This is a genomic window from Amycolatopsis sp. CB00013 (genome assembly GCF_001905755.1).
In the GTDB taxonomy this organism is placed as follows: Bacteria; Actinomycetota; Actinomycetes; order Mycobacteriales; family Pseudonocardiaceae; genus Amycolatopsis; species Amycolatopsis japonica.
In genome coordinates this window covers 1,827,984-1,845,980 of record NZ_LIWC01000002.1, presented here as the reverse complement: position 1 = coordinate 1,845,980, position 17,997 = coordinate 1,827,984, and the positions used below count along the sequence as shown (strand labels likewise).

The window sequence follows — 17,997 nt, the reverse complement described above, 5'->3', positions numbered from 1 at the left end:
CCTGAGCGGAATTCGTGGGCCGTCGGTTCCGACACCGCACCGCTAATCACCACCGAAGATGCGCGGCTCGCAGTGTCCGCGCTGCTCATCCCCGGGCCGAACGGGGTCACCGCGCGCGACGGCCTCCGGCCCGGACCGGCGACCCCGGGCCGTGTGCACGCGGCCGGCACGGCAAGCGGTTCGATCGTGGTCGAGCCGTTCCAAGGCAGCATCCGCGCCTCGCGCGGTATCGGTTCGTACCTGGTGTCGCTGGACAGTCCGAAGACGCTCGACGTGCTCGCCGTGCCAGCCGACCCGGCGAACGACCGTCACGACCTAGTGATCGCGCAGCAGTCCGACGAGTTCTACCTCGACACCGCGACGAAGTTCGAGGTTCGGCTCGTGCGTGGGACAGCCTCGGCGACGCCGAGCGACCCCGTTGTCGGCGGCTCGCGCGACTGGTTCGCCCTTGGCCGCGTCCGGGTGACCGCCGGCGCAGACAAGATCACTGACGCCATGATCGACCCGCTACCGCCCGGGTGGACGGTCGCCCTCGGCGGCTTGCTGCCCGTGGGCAGCGCCACCGAACGCAACTCGGTCGCCGCTTACGCCGGGCAGGAGGTCTACAGGCTCGACAAAGGATGGACCGAGGTTTACGACGGTGCGGCGTGGCGGGTGCGCGGGCAGGTGACCGCGGCCGCGCTCGCCGACATCGCCGACCCGTACCCGGGGCAACTCGTCGTGCTCGCCAGCACAGGCAAGCTCTACCGGTGGAACGGTGAGAAGTGGCTGTACGCCGCGCTCATGAGCGGCGCGACACCAGGCGGCGACTGGACCATCACCACCGACCAGCCGACCTCGAACGCTCCGGCCCTGCTTACCTTCCCGCAGGTCAACCGTCCGCCCGTCGGCATCACACTCGCCGGCGGAGTGTTCACCATCGGCGAACCCGGGTGGTGGGATCTGTCGCTGAACCTGCGGTACACCATCGTGAACACCGACAAATACGCCATGATCGGCGGCTCGTCCCCGGCCAACCTGTTCGCCAAGGACAGTGTTGCCGGCGGCGGCAACAACATCTCGGCCAACACGTCGAGGTGGCTCGACAAGGGCGCGCAAATCCGGTGCTACGGCTACTCGGGCGCGCCGAGCGCGGTCACCAAGGAAGCAGCCGGCGACCTGATCAGCGGCTTTACCGCAGTGTGGCGGGGTCCGTGATGCGGCTGCCCACCTACGCCTACTTGGTCGCCGACCTGCGTAGCGGCCGCGTGCTCGACGAGCTGCCGCTCACCGGCGTCAAGTACAACAAGCCCTTGAACGACTCCGGGAAGTTCTCCGGCACCTGGGATCTGACCCGACATCCGTCAAGCACGCGACGCGACCCGTACGAGCTGACCATGCCGGCCCGTCGGGCGCTCTACGTGATGCGCGACGACCGGCCGATGTGGGGCGGAATCATCTGGACCCGCAAGTACGACAGCAGCTCGCACAAGGTGGAGGTGGCCGGCGCGGACTGGTGGAGCTACTTCGATCACCGCAAGGTCCTCCCGGTCCTGCCAGCCGCGCCGCTCCCGCTAGACCACGTCGCCGGCTTGAAGGTGGAAGCGAACGACGTCGAGCAAAACGACCTCGCCCGCACTCTGGTGCAGCTCGCGCAGACGCACGCCGGCGGCGATATCGGCATCGAGTTCGACGGCTCGCGCTCGTTCATCTACCGCGACCGCAACTACACCGGACACGAGTTGACCTCGGTCGGTGAGGCTCTGCGACAGCTCGCCGGAGTGATCAACGGCCCCGACATCATGTTCGGCGTCGCACCCGGCACCGGCGGCCGCGTCCGCCGCGTCATGCGCGTGGGCACGCCACGGCTCGGCCAGACCGGGACCGTGCACGTGTGGGAGACCGGCGGCAACATCGTCAACTACACATGGCCCTCGGACGCAACCCGCATGGCAACCCGCACGTTCGCCAGCGGCGATGGCATGGCCGAGGGAACCCCGATCGCCGTCGCCGAGGACGTCGACAAGTACGCGCAGCACTGGCCGCTGCTCGAGTCGGAACAGGGCTACACCAGCGTTTCCGACGCCGACACGCTGCAAGGCCACGCCGACGCCGACCAACTCGTCGCCCGGCTCCCCGTCGCGCTGCCCACGCTCACCGTCCGCGGGAACACCGCACCCTATGTCGGGGAGTGGGACACCGGCGACGACGTCCGTGTCGTCATCCGCGACGAGTTCATCCGCCGCGGCCTGGATACCGCCATGCGGATTGTCGACGCGCAGTACGCGCCGAGCGAAGCCGCCGAAACCGTCGCCATCACCATGAGCCCGCTCATTGAGGACGCCGCCTAATGCAGGTCAACCAGCCTTCCAACATCATCGACCGCGTCATCGCCCTGGAACGCGAACTAGCCGCCGTCCGTAAAAAAGTCGGCTTGTCCTCGGCCGTGATCGCCCGCGGCGGCTTGACGCTCGTCGACGACAGCTACATCAAGGTGACCGACTCCGATGGGGTCGAAATCCTCTACATCGGCCCGGATGCCGAGGGCAAGCAACGGTTTGTGCTCCGCCGTGAAGGTGGCGCAACCCTCATGTACACCGCCGGTTCGTCGCAGTACGGCCGCGACTACTGGGCGATGACCGACTCATCGGGCCGCATCATCGTCTCCGACAGCGCCGAAACTGGGGTCGGACTCGCGCGCCCGTTTCTTCCCATCCCGCTCTACGCACAGTTCATCCCGCACACCTACACCGACAATCCCGACATCGGCGAAGCCTCCGGCTATATGAGCATTAACGTGAGCAAGCTCGCCGGTGAAACGGTGCTGTGGGAAGGCCGCGCGTCGGTCTCGCACGCCTGGGTCGCCATCGATGGCGTCTGGGGTTGGGCCGTGGACCAACCAAGCGTCACGTACCGACTCAAATTCAACGGCACCGAAGTCGGCTCGTGGACCGTCAACGCTGGCGCCGTTACCGCCCGAAAGGGCAGGTTCAGCGTCTCGGCGTTCACCGGCCAAGACTGGGTAGGTGTTCAGGTGACCGCGTCGGCATCCGGTTCCGGTGTGATCGCCTGCCAGGTCCTCGGCTGCTACCTCCTGTAGCCACCACATCCCATTAGCCGCGACAGGCGGCCACCTCGTCATGCCCTGACACAGCAAGGAAACCGCCCCTGTGAACCTCGCCGACCTAACGGCGCTCGACATCGCCGGGACGGCGGGTGTCGCCGTGGCCGCCTATCTGATCATTCGCCGCATTTGGACCGCCGCCCGCAACGCCGGCCGCGGCCTGCGCAAGCTCGTGCACTTCGCCGACGACTGGTTCGGCGAGCCCGAACGCGACGGCGTCCCCGCACGCCCCGGCGTCATGGAACGCATATCCGCCATCGAAACCGACGGCGCCGCCACCCGCGACGACGTCCGCGGCCTGGTCGAGCGCGTCGACCGCGTCGAGCACGAACTACGCCCCAACTCCGGCGCGAGCCTGCGCGACGCAATCGACCGCGTCGAGAACGCCGTCGCCGACACCCCGAACACCAAGCCAGCAAAGGAAAAGAGGTGATCCGATGCTCTGGGGCATCGACATCAGCCGCCACCAGGGCGGCTCGTTCGACCTCGCGCGCGCCGCCCGCGAGGGCATCGCCTACGCGATTTTCAAGGCCACCGAGGGCAACGCATGGCGCGACCCGCAGTTCGAGCGCAACCTCGCCGCCGGCCGTGACGCCGGCCTGATCGTGGCCGCCTACCACTTCGTACGTAGCGATTCCTCGGCCGCCGCACAGCTCGCGAATATCGCCCGCGTAGTCCCGAAAGACGTCCCGCTGATTCTCGACGTCGAATCCATCAAGCAGAACGGCAAGGTAGTCAGCGCGCCATCCCTGGCGCTGGTGCGTGAGCTGTACGGCAAGGTACGCACCGCCGGCTACCGCTCGCCCCTGATCTACCTTCCCCGCTGGTACTGGCAGACCTGGGGCGCTCCCGCGCTCGACGGACTGCCTCCGCTGTGGAGTTCCCGTTACCTGGACTACAACGGCGGCACCCCGGGCCAGATCTACCAGCGCATCCCGGGCCGTTTCTGGCTCGGCTACGGCGGATTGTCCGCGCCGCTGCTCCAGTTCACCAGCTCGGCCACCGTCGCCGGGCACGCACCGGTCGACGCGAACGCCTTCGACGGCACCCGCGAGCAGTTCGCCGCCTTGCTCGGTTCCCCGTCCCACTCAGAGAAAGAGATCGACATGCCCGTTATTCCCGTGTCCCTGCCTCACTCGGCCGACTGGAATTACGTTGCGTTGCCGTTCGAGAGTAAGTCGAATTCGGCCGTCGTCGCCGACGGCTGGTTCACGATCTTCGCCGCATGGGGCGAAGTCGAGTACGAGATCGCCACAGTCGGCGGCGGCCTGAACCTGGTCGGGCTGATCGGCGGGACACCGACCGCCGGACGGCTCGCAGACCGGCAGCGCGTCGCATGGCAGGTACCGGACGGAATCAACGGGATCGGTCTGCGCTACCGAGCCCGCAATGCCAAGGGCGACGCCACGAACGGCCGCCTTGGCTACTCGTTCCCGCAGAAGGGCAAGTGAGCATGACCGAACCCACCCCGCAGCGCCAGCTCGGCGAGCGGCTCGCCGCGTGGCTGCGCTCGGACCGCGTCACGTCGTGGGTACGCACCGTCGTTCCCGGGCTCTGGTCCGCCGGCGTCGCGTACCTGGTCGCGCTCGGCCTGCCTGCGTGGCTCGTCGTGCCGGCGAACGGGCTCGGCCAGACGGCCGCCGTGCCGATCGTGCTCGGCGCCGTCTACGCCGGTTTGCGCTGGCTCGAGCCGCGGGTGCCGAGCTGGCTCGCGCGGGTCCTGCTCGGCTCGACCCGCCCACCCACCTACGACCGGGAGTAGCCCGTGCCCGCCCTGCACGACGACGTCGTGATCGAGAAGGGCGCCGAGTGGGGTCGAGCGTGGCCGGTCACCTCTGGTGGCCGGCCACTCGACCTTTCCGGGTGGACAGTGCGCGCGCAGGTCCGCGAACGCATCGACGCCGGCGGTGTGCTGCACGAGTGGTCGACCGCGGCCGGCAACGCCAGCACCGCGGACTCGCGGGTCACGCTCACCGTGACCGCGGCGACCTCGCGCGCCTGGCTGTGGCTCGCCGGCGTCTTCGACGTGCTGCTCATCGACCCCGCCGGCCGCGTCGCCCGGATCGTCGAGGGCACGGTGCGCGTGTCTCGGGGGGTGACCCGTGACAGCCCTTGAGCCCGAAGCCGGCCCGCCGGTCGCGCTCGACTGGCTCGCCGTCGGTGCGCCCGTCGACACCGCCCCGCCCGGTGAGCCGGGCGACGTCTTCGAGTTCGGCCACCGCCACGAGCAGACCATCGCGGCCGCGGTCTGGAACATCTTCCATCCGCTCTCGTTCACCCCCGCCGGCGTGCACGTCATCGAGTCCACCGGCGAGCCGCTTCTCGGCGTGGTCACCTACCCGGCCGCCGGACACGTCCGTATCGAGTTTTCCGCGCCGTGCTCCGGCGTGGCGTACCTGAGCTAGGAGCGTCCCGAACATGGCCGACTTGAAGTTCGGCACACACACCGACCACGGGCTCAACGAAGCCCGCAACCTGGTCGCGCACAAGGTCGCCAGCCTGCCCGCCGGCGCCGAGGCGCAGGTCATCTACCACAACGGCCGGTTGAAGATCCGCGACGCCGGCGGCAACTGGATCGACCCGACCGCCCGCGCCAACCACACCGGCAACCAGCCGGCCTCGACCGTGTCCGACCTGCGCGCGACCGTCACCGGCTACCGACTCGACGAGTTCGCCGCCCCCACCGCGCCCGTCAACGTCGGCGCCCAGCGCATCACCAACGCCGCCCCGGGCTCGGCCGCCAGCGACCTCGCCACGTACGGCCAGCTCCAAGACGCCGTAGCAGCCGCGGCCGCCGGCGTCTCGTTCAAAGCCGCCGTGCGCCTGGCCACCACCGGACCTATCACCCGCACCGGGCTCGCCGCCGTCGACGGCATCACCCCCAACGCCGATGATCGGGTGCTCGTCAAGGCGCAGGCCGACCCGGTCGAGAACGGCATCTACCTCGCCAAGGCGGGCGCATGGGCGCGCGCCACGGACGCCGACAGCCCCGGAGATCTGCGCGGCGGCGCCGTCGTCGCCGTCGAGGAAGGCGCCACCAACGGCGACCGGCTCTACCTGCTCACCACCAACGGCAGCGTCTCGCCCGGAGTGACCGGGCAGACGTGGGCCGTCTACGGCACCGGGTCGGACGGCTTCACCCTCGCCGGCGCCGGCCTGCTCGCTGTCGGCGCGGACACGATCGCCGTCGGCGCCGGCCCCGGCATCGTCGTCACCGCGGACGCCGTCGCTGTCGACACGGCCGTCGTCGCCCGCAAGGTCATCGCCGACGTGACGCCCACCGCGGCCGGCCCGATCACCATCCGGCACGGGCTCGGAAATCAGTTCGTCGACGTCTCGGTCTACGACATCAGCACGACCACGCCGGCGCTCGTGCTCACCGGCGTGGACCTCACCGACGCCGACAACGTCGCGCTGTCGTTCGGCGGCGCCGGTACCTACCGCGTGGTGGTGATCGGGTAGTGGCCGGCGCACTCGAGTACCGCGGACCGGCCCCGGTCGACGGGGTCGACGTCGCCACGATGGGGCAGCTACCCACCGCCGAAGCGCAAGCCACCGACACAACGCTCTACGGCGACCTGGTCTCAACACTCCGACGCGCCGATGCCATCTGGGGCGAGACCCTCTCACCCGGCTACCTCACCGTGTGGGCGACCATCGCGTCGCGCTCGCTCGCCTCGACGTTGGCGAAGTTCTGCGTTTACGCCGTGCACACCGGGCTCACCGGGTTTGACTTCGGCGTCTACGTCGGTCCGACCGTGTCCAGCCTCGACCGCAAGGTCACAGTGTCCGGGCTGAGCTGGATTGCCGCTGCTGGCATGAAGTCGGTCAACCTCGGCGCGGTCGCCGTCAACCTCGGCGACGCCGTCGCGTTCGCCGGACTCACCACCGGCAGCGGGACCGCGCCGAGGCTCGCCTCGACCACGCCAGCCACCGGCGCCGGCGCGTCCGCGCTGCTCAACGAAACCCCGTACAGCGTGTACCGGTCCGGGCAGGTCGCACCGTTGCCGTTGACACTCAACTTGAACGATGCCGTGTGGACCAGGGCGAATCAGAAGTTCTGGGGCTCGCTGCGCTGAGCAGCCGGTCAGGCGAGCACAGGCCGCGGCTGGTCGGCCCAGCCGAGCAGGCCGAACGAGTCGCCATTGCGGTAGGCGCGGATGCCGGCGAGCGGGTACGGGATCACGTCGTCAGGCAGGTTGCCGAGCGGGAACCACTCGACAGCCGAGCACTTGTCAGGCTCTCGGTTGTGCGGTTCTCCAGACCAACGGCGAGCCTCGAAGAACACGCCGAGTCGCGGCACTGGTCCGGAGTTCGCGACGTGCACCGTATGCACATGGCGCAGGTCCGCCAGGTCGACGAGCACGCCGACCTCTTCGGCTGCTTCCCGCGATGCGGCGGCCGGCAGCGACTCGCCGGCGTCGAGCTTGCCCGACGGCAAGTGCCACATGCCCCCGCCGTAGTCGCCTCGGCGCCGGATGAGTAGCAGTTCGTCACCACGGACGAGCAAGACGTGCACGTCAATGATGGTGTGTTGGCCGTCGGGCATCCGGCGAGATCCTCACGAGGTAGCGGTGTCGAACCTGCGAGCCCGCCCGCGCCGGCGGGCTCGCAGGCAGGCTACGCCGTCGCTGCCTCGGCGGCCGGACCCTCTACCAAGTCGGCGATTCGGTCGGTGAGGTACGCCGCGACGTCAACCGGCGAAGCCTCCCCGGTGTCGACGGCAACGACCGGGTACCGCCACTGTGCGAGCCGCTTAGCGGCGTCTTCGTACAGCGCGCTCTCGCGCTTGCTGCTTTCCTCGCCTGCGTGGAATCGGTCGTGAGCACCACGAGCGGCGACCCGTGCCGCAGTCACGGCCGGCGGCGCCTGCAAGATGACAGCGAGGTCGGGTCGGTCGGCGGCCGCGTTGATCGCCTCCACGAACATGAGCGGGACGCCGTCCATGCGTTGCAGCACGTAGGACGAGGCGACGTAGCGGTCGCACACGACGATGTGCCCCTCTTGCACACGGGGGCGCACCTCGGTCTCGAGGTGGTGATATCGGTCGGCAGCGACCAGGCACGCGAGCGTGTGCCCGCTGTAGGTGTCGGTACCGTGCCGGGCCGTGTTGCCGAGAACGCCGTGCGACGGTTCGGTCGTGGCGTGCACCTTGTACCCGCGCTTGCCGAGGTACTCGCGCACCAGTTGGGTTGTCGTGGTTTTGCCGACGCCGGCCGGTCCGTCGAGGGTGACGAACGCTCCGCGGTGAGTGGTGGTCACGCCGCCGCCTTCCGGTCGTACTGCGCGCGGGAGAGCGTGACGAGGTTGCGGCGGATGTAGTCGATGGGTGCTTCGCTCAGCTGGATGTTGACGGAGAAATTGAACTCGTCGCGCTCGCGCATCGACTCGTCGATGCCATCGGAGGTGAGGTCGACGGCGCTGTAGTTGAGCAGTTGCTCGGCCGTGTACTTCCCGGACTTCATCAGCTCGCCCCAGTCGGGCGTACCCGGGTATGGGCGGTACTCGAACGCCGAGGCGCGGAACCGGCCTGGCTGGTTGGCGGTGAGGTCCCACAGGTCGTGAACCAGCCGCACCGTGTCGTCGATCTCGGTCCGCGTCTCGGTCGGAAACCCGAGGATGAAATAGCCCTTGACGTTGATCCCGCGCTCGGTGAGCCGGTGGACCACCGAGCGCGCCATGTCCGGGGTGATGCGCTTGTCGATCCGCTCGAGCATCCGCGCGTTGCCGGACTCGACGCCGAGCGCGACCTCGCGTAGGCCGTTCTCGGCGAGGGTGTCGAGCATGGCGTCGCTCGTGCGGTTCAGCACGTTGATCCGGCCGGTGGCGTCCCACCTTGCCCAGTCACCGACGTGGTCCGCGGTGAACGCGGTCATCATCGTCTTGATAACGCGCGGGACGCCGAGGAACAGGTCGTCGACGAACCGGAACGCGTTCACCCCTGTACGGCGAAGTTCGTCCATCTCGTTGAGGATGTTGTGCGGCTCGCGGGTGCGGATGGTGATATCCGGGTTCGCCGAGACCGCGGCGCCGCAGAATGAGCAGTCGTAGGGACAGCCGCGGGCGCCGACCATGTTCGCCTCAAGTCGCCCGTTGTCGCGGTGCGGGTCTTGCGTGAGGTAGCCGCGGTCGACGAACGGCAACGCGTTGATGTCCGGCGCCAGGTGGTGACCGTTCTTGAGGCCGATTCCGCCCGTGACCGGCTCGCGCAGGATCGGGTCGAGCCACATCACCCCGGGCAGCTCAATCCGCCGCTTGTGGTCGTCGAGCAGGGCAGCGACCCGGGTCTCGCCTTCGCCGATCACCAGCGCTTCGCACTGGCTCATCCGCTGGTCGAGCAGAATCTCGGCCGGCATGGCTTTCGCCTGGTGCCCGCCGAGCATGACCATGATGTCGCGGTCGAGCCGCTCGGCGATCCGCGCGCTGATCTCGTACGTCGGGGCTAACAGGTTGAACCCGACCCACCGCGGCGCGGCCGCGTTCACCAGGCGAACGGTCTGCTCGACGCCGAGCCCGTGCGCCTCGGCGTCGAGCACACCGACGTTGAATCCCTGCGCGGCCGCGTAGGTGGCGATGTAGGCCATACCGAGCACCGGCAACGTGAAGTCGTTCACCCGCGGGCGCTCGTCGTAATCGCGCAACGGTGCGTTGACGAACAGGACGTCGATCTCTCGGCGGAGGTCAGCGCCGGCGATCAGGTCAGAGGGCAACTCCGGTTGCATGTCGAACTCCCCAAGCGAGGGTGAGCAGCGTCCACTCGGACAACTGCGCGCCGGCCATCGCTTGCCACAACCGCCCGAACTCAGGTTCGGGTTTCGGCCAGTCGACCGAAGGGGCGAGCTTGCCCGCCCAGGTGCGCACCGCGAGGTCGGCGAAGGGATAGAGGCTGTAGTCGTTGGTGACGTCGGCGACCGTGGCTCCGGCCGTCCACGGGCCGATCCGGCGAACGCTCTGCACCGCGGCGACGAGCTGCTCACCCGTCATGCCCGCCCAGTCCTCGGCCGCCTTAAGGCTCGCGTCGGCCGCCGAGCGCAAGCCGCCGCGGAAGAACTTCATCCGCAGCACGTCGAACTCGGCATCAGACAAGGCGAGCACGGTCTCGGGCGAGGGGAACAACCACGCCGGACCGGCCTCGGTGTCGTACCGCTCGCCGTAGGCTTCGCAGAACCGGCGGTAGTTCTCGCGCGCGGTCCCGGCCTTGATGACCTGCCGAGTGACCGCAGTGCCGAGCGCTTCCCACACATCCGAAGTCCGCACGCGCGCGACCGGGCCATCGGCCCGCAGCGGCTCGCACACCGCCGCGTCGCCCACCAGTGTTCGCGGGTCGATCGTGTCGACGACCGGGGCGACGTCCGTGTCGCCAGTGAGCCGAACGGCGTCGACCAGATGCCCGCCGGCAGGCTCCGGCGTACAGATCATCGACCACACAGAGTCTGCCGACCGGAGCAGGCGCCGAGCGCGCCCGTCATCGCCATGCAGCCATCCGGGGTGGTCAAGCATCATGTTCGGGTGCGCCACGTTCGGCCCTTCTCGTGTTGGTTCCCGGCATTCTCGCGCGGGTGGTGCTCGTGCGACCTCGCACCGTGTGCCTGTCATGCGACGAGCTCGAGCTGTCCGCTCACGCTCTCGAATTCGTCGTCGCCAAACCATTTAATGGCAGCGAATTCGATAGTTTTTTCGCTTTCGAGGTAGAAGTGTTCGAGATACGGGCGAACCAGACTCAAACCAGTTGGGAAGTCGTCGTTAAAAGCCAAGCCAAGTTCACATTGGTCGATAATTTCATCGACAACCTGCGCATAAACTACTTCTCCAACGCCGATAAGGCTAATATCGACACAACGCTTCCCATTATCAACATCGACACCGAGCGCATGTCGCCCCGTGCTCGACGCGAAAACATAGACGCGCAGAAAAAGAGCGACCAGCGCCATGAGCGTAAGACTGATAACCGCGCCAGCAATAGTCACAAAAGACATAAGAGCCCCACTGTCTGAATTGAGTAGCGCTACGAATGGACTTCGGTTCGAGCACCAGGCGGGAGCCAAAGCGTGCCCGGAGTCGGTATCACCAGCTTTGGGGCCGCAGGATTGGCCGGGTGAGGAAGATGAAAAATCAGTTCGTCGACAACCTCGACCACCGACCCATCCTTGTACCAGACGTAGTCTTTGCGCTCGAGTAAGTCGACGCCGTCCGCAAGCCGCCGCCTACACGCGGTCGCGTCATCTTCGCCCCTGACGATAACCTCGTCCATATAGGGTTCTTCCCAGCCCCGCGAGAACAACAGCATTTCCGGCCGACCCGGCGAACCGGCAAGTTCAATGGCTCGAAAGTTGCGGGAGACCAACTCTTTGAGAGCATCTTCACTCGTCCACATGATTTTCTCCCTTGAGTGCAACTACGTACACGCCGGCCGACAGGTTGAGTGCCTGCCACGCGATACGGTGCAACTTGACCGCCGGAATTCCGACGAGGATCGCACTAGCCGACAAGGTTGCCACCAGAACGACACGCGAATAGTCGCCAAGAAGCGCAACGATGGAAGCTACAAAGAAAAGGACGCCAAGCGTAAATAGCTTGCCGAAACTTGTCGCCCACCGGTAAGCGACTCGAAATGGTCGGCTTTCGTCGGTAAGTTCGCGCCAGACCATCACCCGGTCACGCTCGGGAATTGACGCCGCCGCCCGCGCGAAAACCTCACCAGTCGTGGCGACCTTCTGACGAGCGGTCGCAGCGTTGGAGCGTGGCGGGCGCGGAGGACCGAGGGGCCTTCTCTCCGCACCCGCCACGAATTCGAGGGGATCGCCGGACATGCCTGCCGGCTTCCGGCCGTTGCGCGGCTTGGCCGACCGCTGCTCGTCGAGGAAGCGCGTGCGGTGTCGACGAGCGTGGCGCAGGTACGGGACCAAGGCAGCAACCGCAGCAGCGCCAGCAACGGCACCGATCACGGCGCGCACGGCAACCTCGCCGGCGCTCACGCGGCGACCCCGTCAAGCAGGGACGCAACGTAGTGCGACGTGGCGTTGTTACCGTGAGCTACCTCGTACATGCAATGAGCGTCCGCCGAAGAACCCCCGCGGAAAACGACATCGGCGTATGAGATCCGGCAGGTACAGCGTCTTAACGCCGGATTCCATGCATACCTTGTATGGAATCCGGCGACATAGCGTGGCGACTCGCATACACTGCGCGGTGAACGATGGACGAGGGGTGACCAGGGTGCGGAGAGCAGCGCGAACCTGTGAGGCGTGCGGCGCACGACTAGCTCGCGACCGCGTAAGCAACCACTGCGGCATCTGCTCTCGCCGGCTGATCTCGCACGAAGCGCAGCCACAACCCGCCGCGTTCTGGGAAGCGGACAGCATCCGCACTGCCCTCAAGGCGCGTCATTTCGGCTGGCTCTTTGCGGCCTACCGCCAAGTGCGCAAGCCCCATGTCTCGCAAGCTGCGCTCGGCCTGTGGGTCGGCCTCACGCAAGGGCAAGTGAGCCGTCTCGAGGCTGACGACGCTCGGCGTCCGAGCGACCTGGACAAGCTCGAGCGCTGGGCATTGGCTCTGCATGTGCCACGCTCGCTGCTCTGGTTCAGCGTTTCCCATACGCCCGAAGAATCGGCCGAGTCGACAGTCGTGGTTAGCCTCGATGACGTGCAACGGCGACAGTTCATCAAGACCGCAGGCGTAGGCGTCACAGCGATTGGCGCGTCATTGCTTGGCTCGAGCCCGGCGGCCGCGTCGGGACCGACCAAGCCCAGAAGTACCGACGCCGAAATCGTTCGTCACATGACAGAGACGTTCCGCCAGCTCGACAACCGGTTCGGCGGCGGACACAGCCGCGGAACGACTTCAATCACCAGCTACCTGACCTCGAGCGTGACGCCAATGCTGAACGACACGAGCAGGACAGCAACGGCTCGCAACGAGCTTTTCGCAGCCGCCGCCGAGCTGCGCCAGGTCGCCGGCTGGAGTGCTTACGACGTCGGCAATGCAGCGGAAGGGCAACGGCACCTGCGCGAAGCGTTGAAGCTGTCGCAGGACGCCGGCGACGATGCGCTCGAGGCCGAGATGCTCGCCGCTATGTCGCACCATGCAGCATTCAACCTGTCCCGCGACACCGCCGTCGACATGGCGCTCGCGTCCAGGCGAACGGCGAAACGATCCGGCCTGGCCGCCCTGCAAGCAGAGGCCGCCGTGCTGGAGGCTCACGGCCAGGCGCTCAAGGGCAACACCGGAGCCTGCTTCGCGGCGCTCGGCGAAGCCGAGCGCGCTTTCGAGCGATTCGTGCCCGGCTCCGGGCCGGGGTGGCTGAGCTACTTCGACAGCGCCTACCTATCGGCCAAGTTCGCTCATACCTTCCGCGACCTCGGCCACCCCGCGGACGCCGAGCAGTTCGCCCGTCGGTCGCTCGGCATGAGCGACGGGTACGACCGAGGCCGGTTGTTCAATACGGCCCTTCTCTCGTCGATCCTCGCTGATCAAGGCCGCGTCGACGAGGCGTGCGCCGAGGCAGCGAAGGCGGTGCGGATGAGCGAGAACGTTCGGTCGATCAGGGGTGGCGCCTACCTCGCAGACGTCGGCCGGCGCCTTTCTCCGTACCGCACCGACCACCGGGTGCGCTCGGTCTACGCACAAATGAAAGCCGTTGGCGTTCCTACACCGACGTAGGGCTCAGCGGTAGAACGCGAGGACGTGAAGTAGCGCGACCTGCGAGGCAGCACCGACAATCTCGCCCTTGGTGATGCGGTCCCGGACCGTGTCGAGCGAAATCCAGGCGACCCGCTCGGCTTCGTTGATGTCCTCGGGCTCACCGATGTACTCAGACCGTCGAGCCACGTACAGCAGGTTCTCGGCGTCAGCACTGCCGACGATGGGTTGCAACGAGCCGAGCGGTTCGACCTCGAGCGGGCGCCAGCCGGTCTCTTCCTCAACCTCGCGCGCCGCAGTCACCGCGGGATCTTCGTCCGGGTTGACGTAACCGCCGGGCAGCTCCCACACCCACCGGTCGATGATGAAGCGGTGCCGCCACAGCATGAGCACCCGGTCTTGATCGTCTAGAACGGCCATCATCGCGGCCGGGCGGATGCGGAAGACCCATTGCTCGAACTTCACGCCGTCGGGCAGTTCGACCGAGGCGATGCTCACGTGGTCACGGCGCGTGTCGTCGACGAGTCGCTCGCCGTGGATCTTCCAGCGCGTCAGCTCTTGCCCATTGGGTTCCGTGGCCACGTGAGTAGATGCTACGGCGCATCGATCCCGGAGCGCGCGTTTAGCGCGCAGATCACGCAAGGGCTGATTGCGTGACACCGGCTGTGATGGAGCGCTGCCCCATCACAGCCGGAACCTTTACGCTGCCGCGTCCCAGAGGGTCAGGAACGAAGACGCTTCGCTCCGAACCCATCGCCCGATACGGAGGCGGTCACGTTCGGAGAGATGGTGTTCCTTCGCCCGCCGGACATCGATGACCAACGGTTTGGCACCAGGTGCGAGGTCGTCCATAACCTCGTTCATGAGCCAAAGTGCCGCGTTGGCGCCGTCCTGGTTGAGCGGCTCCGCCTTGAGGTAGAGCCAAACCACGAACACCTGGCCGCCGCGCTTGATCGCCAGATGAGGACTAATACCGATCTCGAAGGCCCCGTACCCCCATCGGCTGCGACCGACATCGACAAGCTCGGGCCGACGGCGACCAAGGTAGGCGAGCCACCCCTCGGAGACGGCCGCAAAGTGCGCACGCGACTTGACGTTGGCCTGGTCGACCAAGGACGCCATGGCCATCTCGTCAGCGTCCTTCGCCCGGCCAGCACGAATCGCGTTGACCGCCCGAAGGTAGAAGTCGAACGCGCCCTTCTCGGGGTTCTCGTAGAGCCGACGTGCGTTCTGAGCGAACGTAGCCCGCTTCGGACCAGATCTGGTGGTGAAGCCGACGAAAGTCGGCAGAGTTACGTAGGCCATCGGGCCCACCTTCCCGGTTCGAGCTACCTGCCTAATGCAGGCAGCACTGTGACCGGGGCCACACTTAGGGTTGTTGAGCCTGTGTTCGTTACACAGACCGCGTTAGGGTGAAGTGTCCGCAACACCCGAGGCCCTAGGGGTTGGCCCTTTTCCAGGTCAGCTACCCCTGGGGTCTTTTGGGATTCTAGAACATGAGTGCGACGGCAGTCTCCCGCGCACACACCCGCTGTCAGTCCACATGTCGACTCTTGCCGTGCACTAGCGCCCGCTTGACACGCTGACCAGCGGATTCACTCCACAGCGGTAACTTATCCACACGAACGGGTCAGTTATCCACATGTGTACCCACAGCAACGCCCGCGTGTCATCCACAGGCAGTCGGCGCAGCTCTGGCGCCCGATGCCGTCGTCGTCGAACCTGAACAGCCCTAACCCTCTGGCAGGGAGGGCCGGCGACGAGCTTGTGCACTGCGGTAGGCCATAGCCGTGTAGAACGCTTTACGCGCCGAGGCTGCACGCTGTCGGCGCTCGTCGGGCGGCAAAGTCCCATCCGGGTCGACCTGTCGCTCGAACCGGTCGTGCGACGCCTTGCGTGCTGCTTCCGTCCTGGTCGTTCGGTTCGCCGTATTCGCCCAAGACGCGTGTGCCGCAAGCTTGGCTCGTAGGGTGCGCTGCGCTGGTGTCATCTTCGATTCGTTCATGATCACCAGCACAGCGCACCCGTGTCACCTTCTAGAACCGATCACCAAGCCGCAGTTTCCGGGCCGACGCGTGAGCGCGCTCGACTGCTGCGCTCTTGCCGTACCGCTTCGGCATCTGCGGCGAAGTCCAGCCCATCACGAGCATAAGGTCGCTCTCGGAACCGCCGTTGGCCTGCCAGTGGTGCGAGGCAGCATGTCGGCCGAGGTGCGCGTGCAGGTGCCGGCCCATCTCCGCCTCGACGCCGACCTCACGACCACGCCGACGAAGCATCTGCCCGATGCCGTTAGGCGTCATCGGGCCGCGGTTCTTGATACCGAGCCAAACCCGCTCGTGCTCAGAGAGCTTGTGCGACTTCCGCGCACGGAGATAGCGCGACAACGCCGTGCCCGTGTTCGGGCTGAACGGCACCACGCGCTCTTTGCTGCCCTTACCCACGACCCGGACGGCGTCGACGTTGAAGTCGATGTCGTCGAGCGTGAGATTCGCGATCTCCGACAAGCGCGCACCTGTGTCGAAGAAGATCCGGACGAGGGCCGTGTCGCGGCGCGACTGGAAGTCCTTACCCTTGCACGTTTCCAATACGCGCTTGAGCAAGTCGTCCGGCACGATCGGCACCGGCTTCTCAGGCACGTAAGGCGGCTTCATGTTCACCATCGGGCTCGTCTCGATCTCGTCTTCGATGATCAAGAACTTGAACCACTGCTGTAGAGCCCGGTAGTTGGTGTTCGCATTGCCGGGGGACGTCCGCTCGATGAGGTGGGCCACGAAGTCGCGGACCTCATGAGTGCCGGCCTCGTCGGGCGCGATGTCGTCCTCGCGGTTGACCCAGAGACCGAAGTCGCGGGCCGCAGTGGTGTAGATGCCGATGGTCCTATCGGACTTGTTCTCGGCCTTGAGCGCCCTCTCCCAGTCCTTGATCAGGGACGCCCAGTCGTGGGGTAACTGCATACTCAGATCCTCCAAGCGGAGTGTCACTGAGCACTGTGCAAACGAAGAAACCCCCGACCGGCGGATATTTCCGCAGGTCAGGGGTGAAAAGTGGCCAGGGCCGGGGTCGAACCGGCGACCTTCCGCTTTTCAGGCGGACGCTCGTACCAACTGAGCTACCTGGCCGGGAACGCCGGCGAGGAGCCGAACGATCTTGCGACCCTGACGGGACTCGAACCCGCGACCTTCGCCGTGACAGGGCGACGCGCTAACCAACTGCGCCACAGGGCCTTGCATACTGCTTTGTAACTGTACTGCGTACTCCCAACGGGATTCGAACCCGCGTTGCCGCCTTGAAAGGGCGGAGTCCTAGGCCGCTGGACGATGGGAGCCCGGTTCGGTTTCGGCGAACCGACCGACCCGCGCTCTCCGGTGTCCCCGGGAGCGAACATAACTATAGGACACCCCTGTTTCGGCTCCCGCACAGGGGGTCCTCTAGTTGTTCACAGGGCTGGGACCTGCGAGAACGCGGCGAGTTCAGGATATCAGGGCCGAGGCTGCCCGCAGGGCTCCAAGACGGCGCCGAAGCTCCTCCTGCTCGTCGTCCGTCAGAGTGACGTCGAGAAGGTCGGCCACGCGCCGATCGGTCAGGTCCTCCGCCTGCCGCCACCGCTGCCGCAGATCGCCCTTCGCCTCCGCCGCGGCGATCAGCCCGTCGGCGGCCTCCTCGGACCACGCGGTGCGCAGGAGACGACCACGGCCGCCTTCCGGATCCGCGACGACCGCCTCGGGCACCGTCAGGCCCACCGCGCGAAGGGCCGCGAAGTGGATGCCGCCGCGGAACTCGCGGAAGACCATGAGCGCGAACGCCAGCCGCTCGGCGTCGTCCGCCGGACGTTCGGCGAGTTGCCAGCCGGCGAACAACGCGAGACCGCTCGCGTCCGCGGCATCCACGAGACGGAACAGCAGATCCGCCGAACGGCCGGGGTCGTCGGCACCCGAAAGATTGACGCACCCCCAGTTCGCCGATGACCGCGAGTAGGCACGGACCGCGGAGGCCGCGTCGAGCGCCGCCGTCGCGGACGGAAGAGCGAACTCGAAGAGCCACGACGGGAAGATGCCGAACAGCTCCGAGACCACCTTCGGCGGCGGGTCGCCCAGCACCGCGGACCGGCCGCGGAGGTACAGCGACCGCGGCGACAACCCCACTTCCGTCTCGACCTCGGAGAGCTCCGGCGAGGTCATGAACTTCCCGCCCAGCACCTGCACCGGACCCCGGATCTCCCGCGCCACCGCGATCGCCGCTTCGTCGGCCATGTCGCC

The 17,997-nt window shown here is 66.9% G+C and carries 22 protein-coding genes and 3 tRNA genes; 11 read left to right on the top strand and 14 right to left on the bottom strand.

What is annotated here, in order from left to right; translation table 11 throughout:
• Positions 1-72: 72 nt before the first annotated feature.
• From AMK34_RS19000 to AMK34_RS18955, 10 genes are all read left to right on the top strand, one after another.
• Positions 73-1,197 (top strand): hypothetical protein, encoded by a 1,125-nt coding sequence (locus AMK34_RS19000; RefSeq protein WP_143202481.1) that lies wholly within the window; start codon positions 73-75, stop codon positions 1,195-1,197.
• On the top strand, positions 1,197-2,330 hold the full coding sequence (locus tag AMK34_RS18995; protein WP_073846361.1) for a hypothetical protein: 1,134 nt from the start codon (positions 1,197-1,199) through the stop codon (positions 2,328-2,330). The genes AMK34_RS19000 and AMK34_RS18995 overlap by 1 nt, the downstream gene beginning before the upstream one ends.
• The gene (locus tag AMK34_RS18990; protein WP_073846160.1) at positions 2,330-3,079 is read left to right on the top strand and encodes a hypothetical protein; all 750 of its coding nucleotides are present in this window, start codon (positions 2,330-2,332) and stop codon (positions 3,077-3,079) included. The genes AMK34_RS18995 and AMK34_RS18990 overlap by 1 nt, the downstream gene beginning before the upstream one ends.
• A 70-nt stretch (positions 3,080-3,149) precedes the next feature.
• Positions 3,150-3,536, top strand: coding sequence for a hypothetical protein (locus AMK34_RS18985; protein ID WP_073846159.1), 387 nt, complete (start codon positions 3,150-3,152; stop codon positions 3,534-3,536).
• Between the two features lie 4 nt (positions 3,537-3,540).
• Positions 3,541-4,554, top strand: coding sequence for a glycoside hydrolase family 25 protein (locus AMK34_RS18980; protein ID WP_073846158.1), 1,014 nt, complete (start codon positions 3,541-3,543; stop codon positions 4,552-4,554).
• 2 nt (positions 4,555-4,556) lie between these two features.
• Entirely contained in the window at positions 4,557-4,865 is a 309-nt protein-coding gene (locus tag AMK34_RS18975; protein ID WP_073846157.1) for a hypothetical protein, read from the top strand.
• Between the two features lie 3 nt (positions 4,866-4,868).
• Positions 4,869-5,219, top strand: coding sequence for a hypothetical protein (locus AMK34_RS18970; protein ID WP_073846156.1), 351 nt, complete (start codon positions 4,869-4,871; stop codon positions 5,217-5,219).
• Complete coding sequence (locus AMK34_RS18965) at positions 5,206-5,508, top strand: hypothetical protein (RefSeq protein WP_073846155.1); 303 nt, start codon at positions 5,206-5,208, stop codon at positions 5,506-5,508. The genes AMK34_RS18970 and AMK34_RS18965 overlap by 14 nt, the downstream gene beginning before the upstream one ends.
• 13 nt (positions 5,509-5,521) lie before the next feature.
• Positions 5,522-6,565, top strand: a complete 1,044-nt coding sequence (locus tag AMK34_RS18960; protein WP_073846154.1) for a hypothetical protein — start codon at positions 5,522-5,524, stop codon at positions 6,563-6,565.
• Positions 6,565-7,182, top strand: a complete 618-nt coding sequence (locus AMK34_RS18955) for a hypothetical protein (RefSeq protein WP_073846153.1) — start codon at positions 6,565-6,567, stop codon at positions 7,180-7,182. Before AMK34_RS18960 ends, AMK34_RS18955 begins: the two co-directional genes overlap by 1 nt.
• A gap of 8 nt (positions 7,183-7,190) precedes the next feature.
• On the opposite strand, the gene AMK34_RS18950 is transcribed toward AMK34_RS18955, so the two are convergent.
• From AMK34_RS18950 to AMK34_RS42705, 7 genes are all read right to left on the bottom strand, one after another.
• Complete coding sequence (locus AMK34_RS18950; RefSeq protein WP_073846152.1) at positions 7,191-7,652, bottom strand: NUDIX hydrolase; 462 nt, start codon at positions 7,650-7,652, stop codon at positions 7,191-7,193.
• A gap of 71 nt (positions 7,653-7,723) precedes the next feature.
• Positions 7,724-8,365: a dTMP kinase gene (gene tmk / locus AMK34_RS18945; RefSeq protein ID WP_073846151.1), complete on the bottom strand. Its 642-nt coding sequence runs from the start codon at positions 8,363-8,365 to the stop codon at positions 7,724-7,726.
• Entirely contained in the window at positions 8,362-9,825 is a 1,464-nt protein-coding gene (locus tag AMK34_RS18940; RefSeq protein WP_073846150.1) for a B12-binding domain-containing radical SAM protein, read from the bottom strand. The genes tmk and AMK34_RS18940 overlap by 4 nt, the downstream gene beginning before the upstream one ends.
• Positions 9,803-10,522 (bottom strand): hypothetical protein, encoded by a 720-nt coding sequence (locus AMK34_RS18935; RefSeq protein WP_083649923.1) that lies wholly within the window; start codon positions 10,520-10,522, stop codon positions 9,803-9,805. The genes AMK34_RS18940 and AMK34_RS18935 overlap by 23 nt, the downstream gene beginning before the upstream one ends.
• Positions 10,523-10,695: 173 nt before the next feature.
• Positions 10,696-11,034: a hypothetical protein gene (locus tag AMK34_RS18930; protein ID WP_143202480.1), complete on the bottom strand. Its 339-nt coding sequence runs from the start codon at positions 11,032-11,034 to the stop codon at positions 10,696-10,698.
• A 74-nt stretch (positions 11,035-11,108) separates the two neighbouring features.
• The gene (locus AMK34_RS18925; RefSeq protein ID WP_143202479.1) at positions 11,109-11,477 is read right to left on the bottom strand and encodes a hypothetical protein; all 369 of its coding nucleotides are present in this window, start codon (positions 11,475-11,477) and stop codon (positions 11,109-11,111) included.
• The gene (locus AMK34_RS42705; RefSeq protein ID WP_143202478.1) at positions 11,464-12,078 is read right to left on the bottom strand and encodes a hypothetical protein; all 615 of its coding nucleotides are present in this window, start codon (positions 12,076-12,078) and stop codon (positions 11,464-11,466) included. The genes AMK34_RS18925 and AMK34_RS42705 overlap by 14 nt, the downstream gene beginning before the upstream one ends.
• A 232-nt stretch (positions 12,079-12,310) precedes the next feature.
• On the opposite strand from AMK34_RS42705, the gene AMK34_RS18915 reads away from it, so the two are divergent.
• Positions 12,311-13,762, top strand: coding sequence for a twin-arginine translocation signal domain-containing protein (locus AMK34_RS18915; RefSeq protein WP_241832797.1), 1,452 nt, complete (start codon positions 12,311-12,313; stop codon positions 13,760-13,762).
• Between the two features lie 3 nt (positions 13,763-13,765).
• Here the strand turns inward: AMK34_RS18915 and AMK34_RS18910 are convergent, their stop codons facing one another.
• The 7 genes from AMK34_RS18910 to AMK34_RS18875 form a co-directional block, all read right to left on the bottom strand.
• A complete protein-coding gene (locus AMK34_RS18910) occupies positions 13,766-14,323 on the bottom strand; it encodes an NUDIX hydrolase (RefSeq protein ID WP_073846146.1) in 558 nt (185 codons plus the stop codon).
• Between the two features lie 117 nt (positions 14,324-14,440).
• The gene (locus AMK34_RS18905) at positions 14,441-15,046 is read right to left on the bottom strand and encodes a hypothetical protein (RefSeq protein WP_073846145.1); all 606 of its coding nucleotides are present in this window, start codon (positions 15,044-15,046) and stop codon (positions 14,441-14,443) included.
• A gap of 731 nt (positions 15,047-15,777) precedes the next feature.
• On the bottom strand, positions 15,778-16,695 hold the full coding sequence (locus AMK34_RS18895) for a tyrosine-type recombinase/integrase (RefSeq protein ID WP_073846144.1): 918 nt from the start codon (positions 16,693-16,695) through the stop codon (positions 15,778-15,780).
• A 91-nt stretch (positions 16,696-16,786) separates the two neighbouring features.
• Positions 16,787-16,860: transfer RNA gene (locus AMK34_RS18890), tRNA-Phe, on the bottom strand.
• Between the two features lie 31 nt (positions 16,861-16,891).
• Positions 16,892-16,965, bottom strand: a tRNA-Asp gene (locus AMK34_RS18885).
• A 28-nt stretch (positions 16,966-16,993) separates the two neighbouring features.
• Positions 16,994-17,066 (bottom strand) — tRNA-Glu (locus AMK34_RS18880).
• A 145-nt stretch (positions 17,067-17,211) separates the two neighbouring features.
• Complete coding sequence (locus tag AMK34_RS18875) at positions 17,212-17,991, bottom strand: SCO6745 family protein (protein ID WP_073846143.1); 780 nt, start codon at positions 17,989-17,991, stop codon at positions 17,212-17,214.
• Positions 17,992-17,997: the final 6 nt, after the last annotated feature.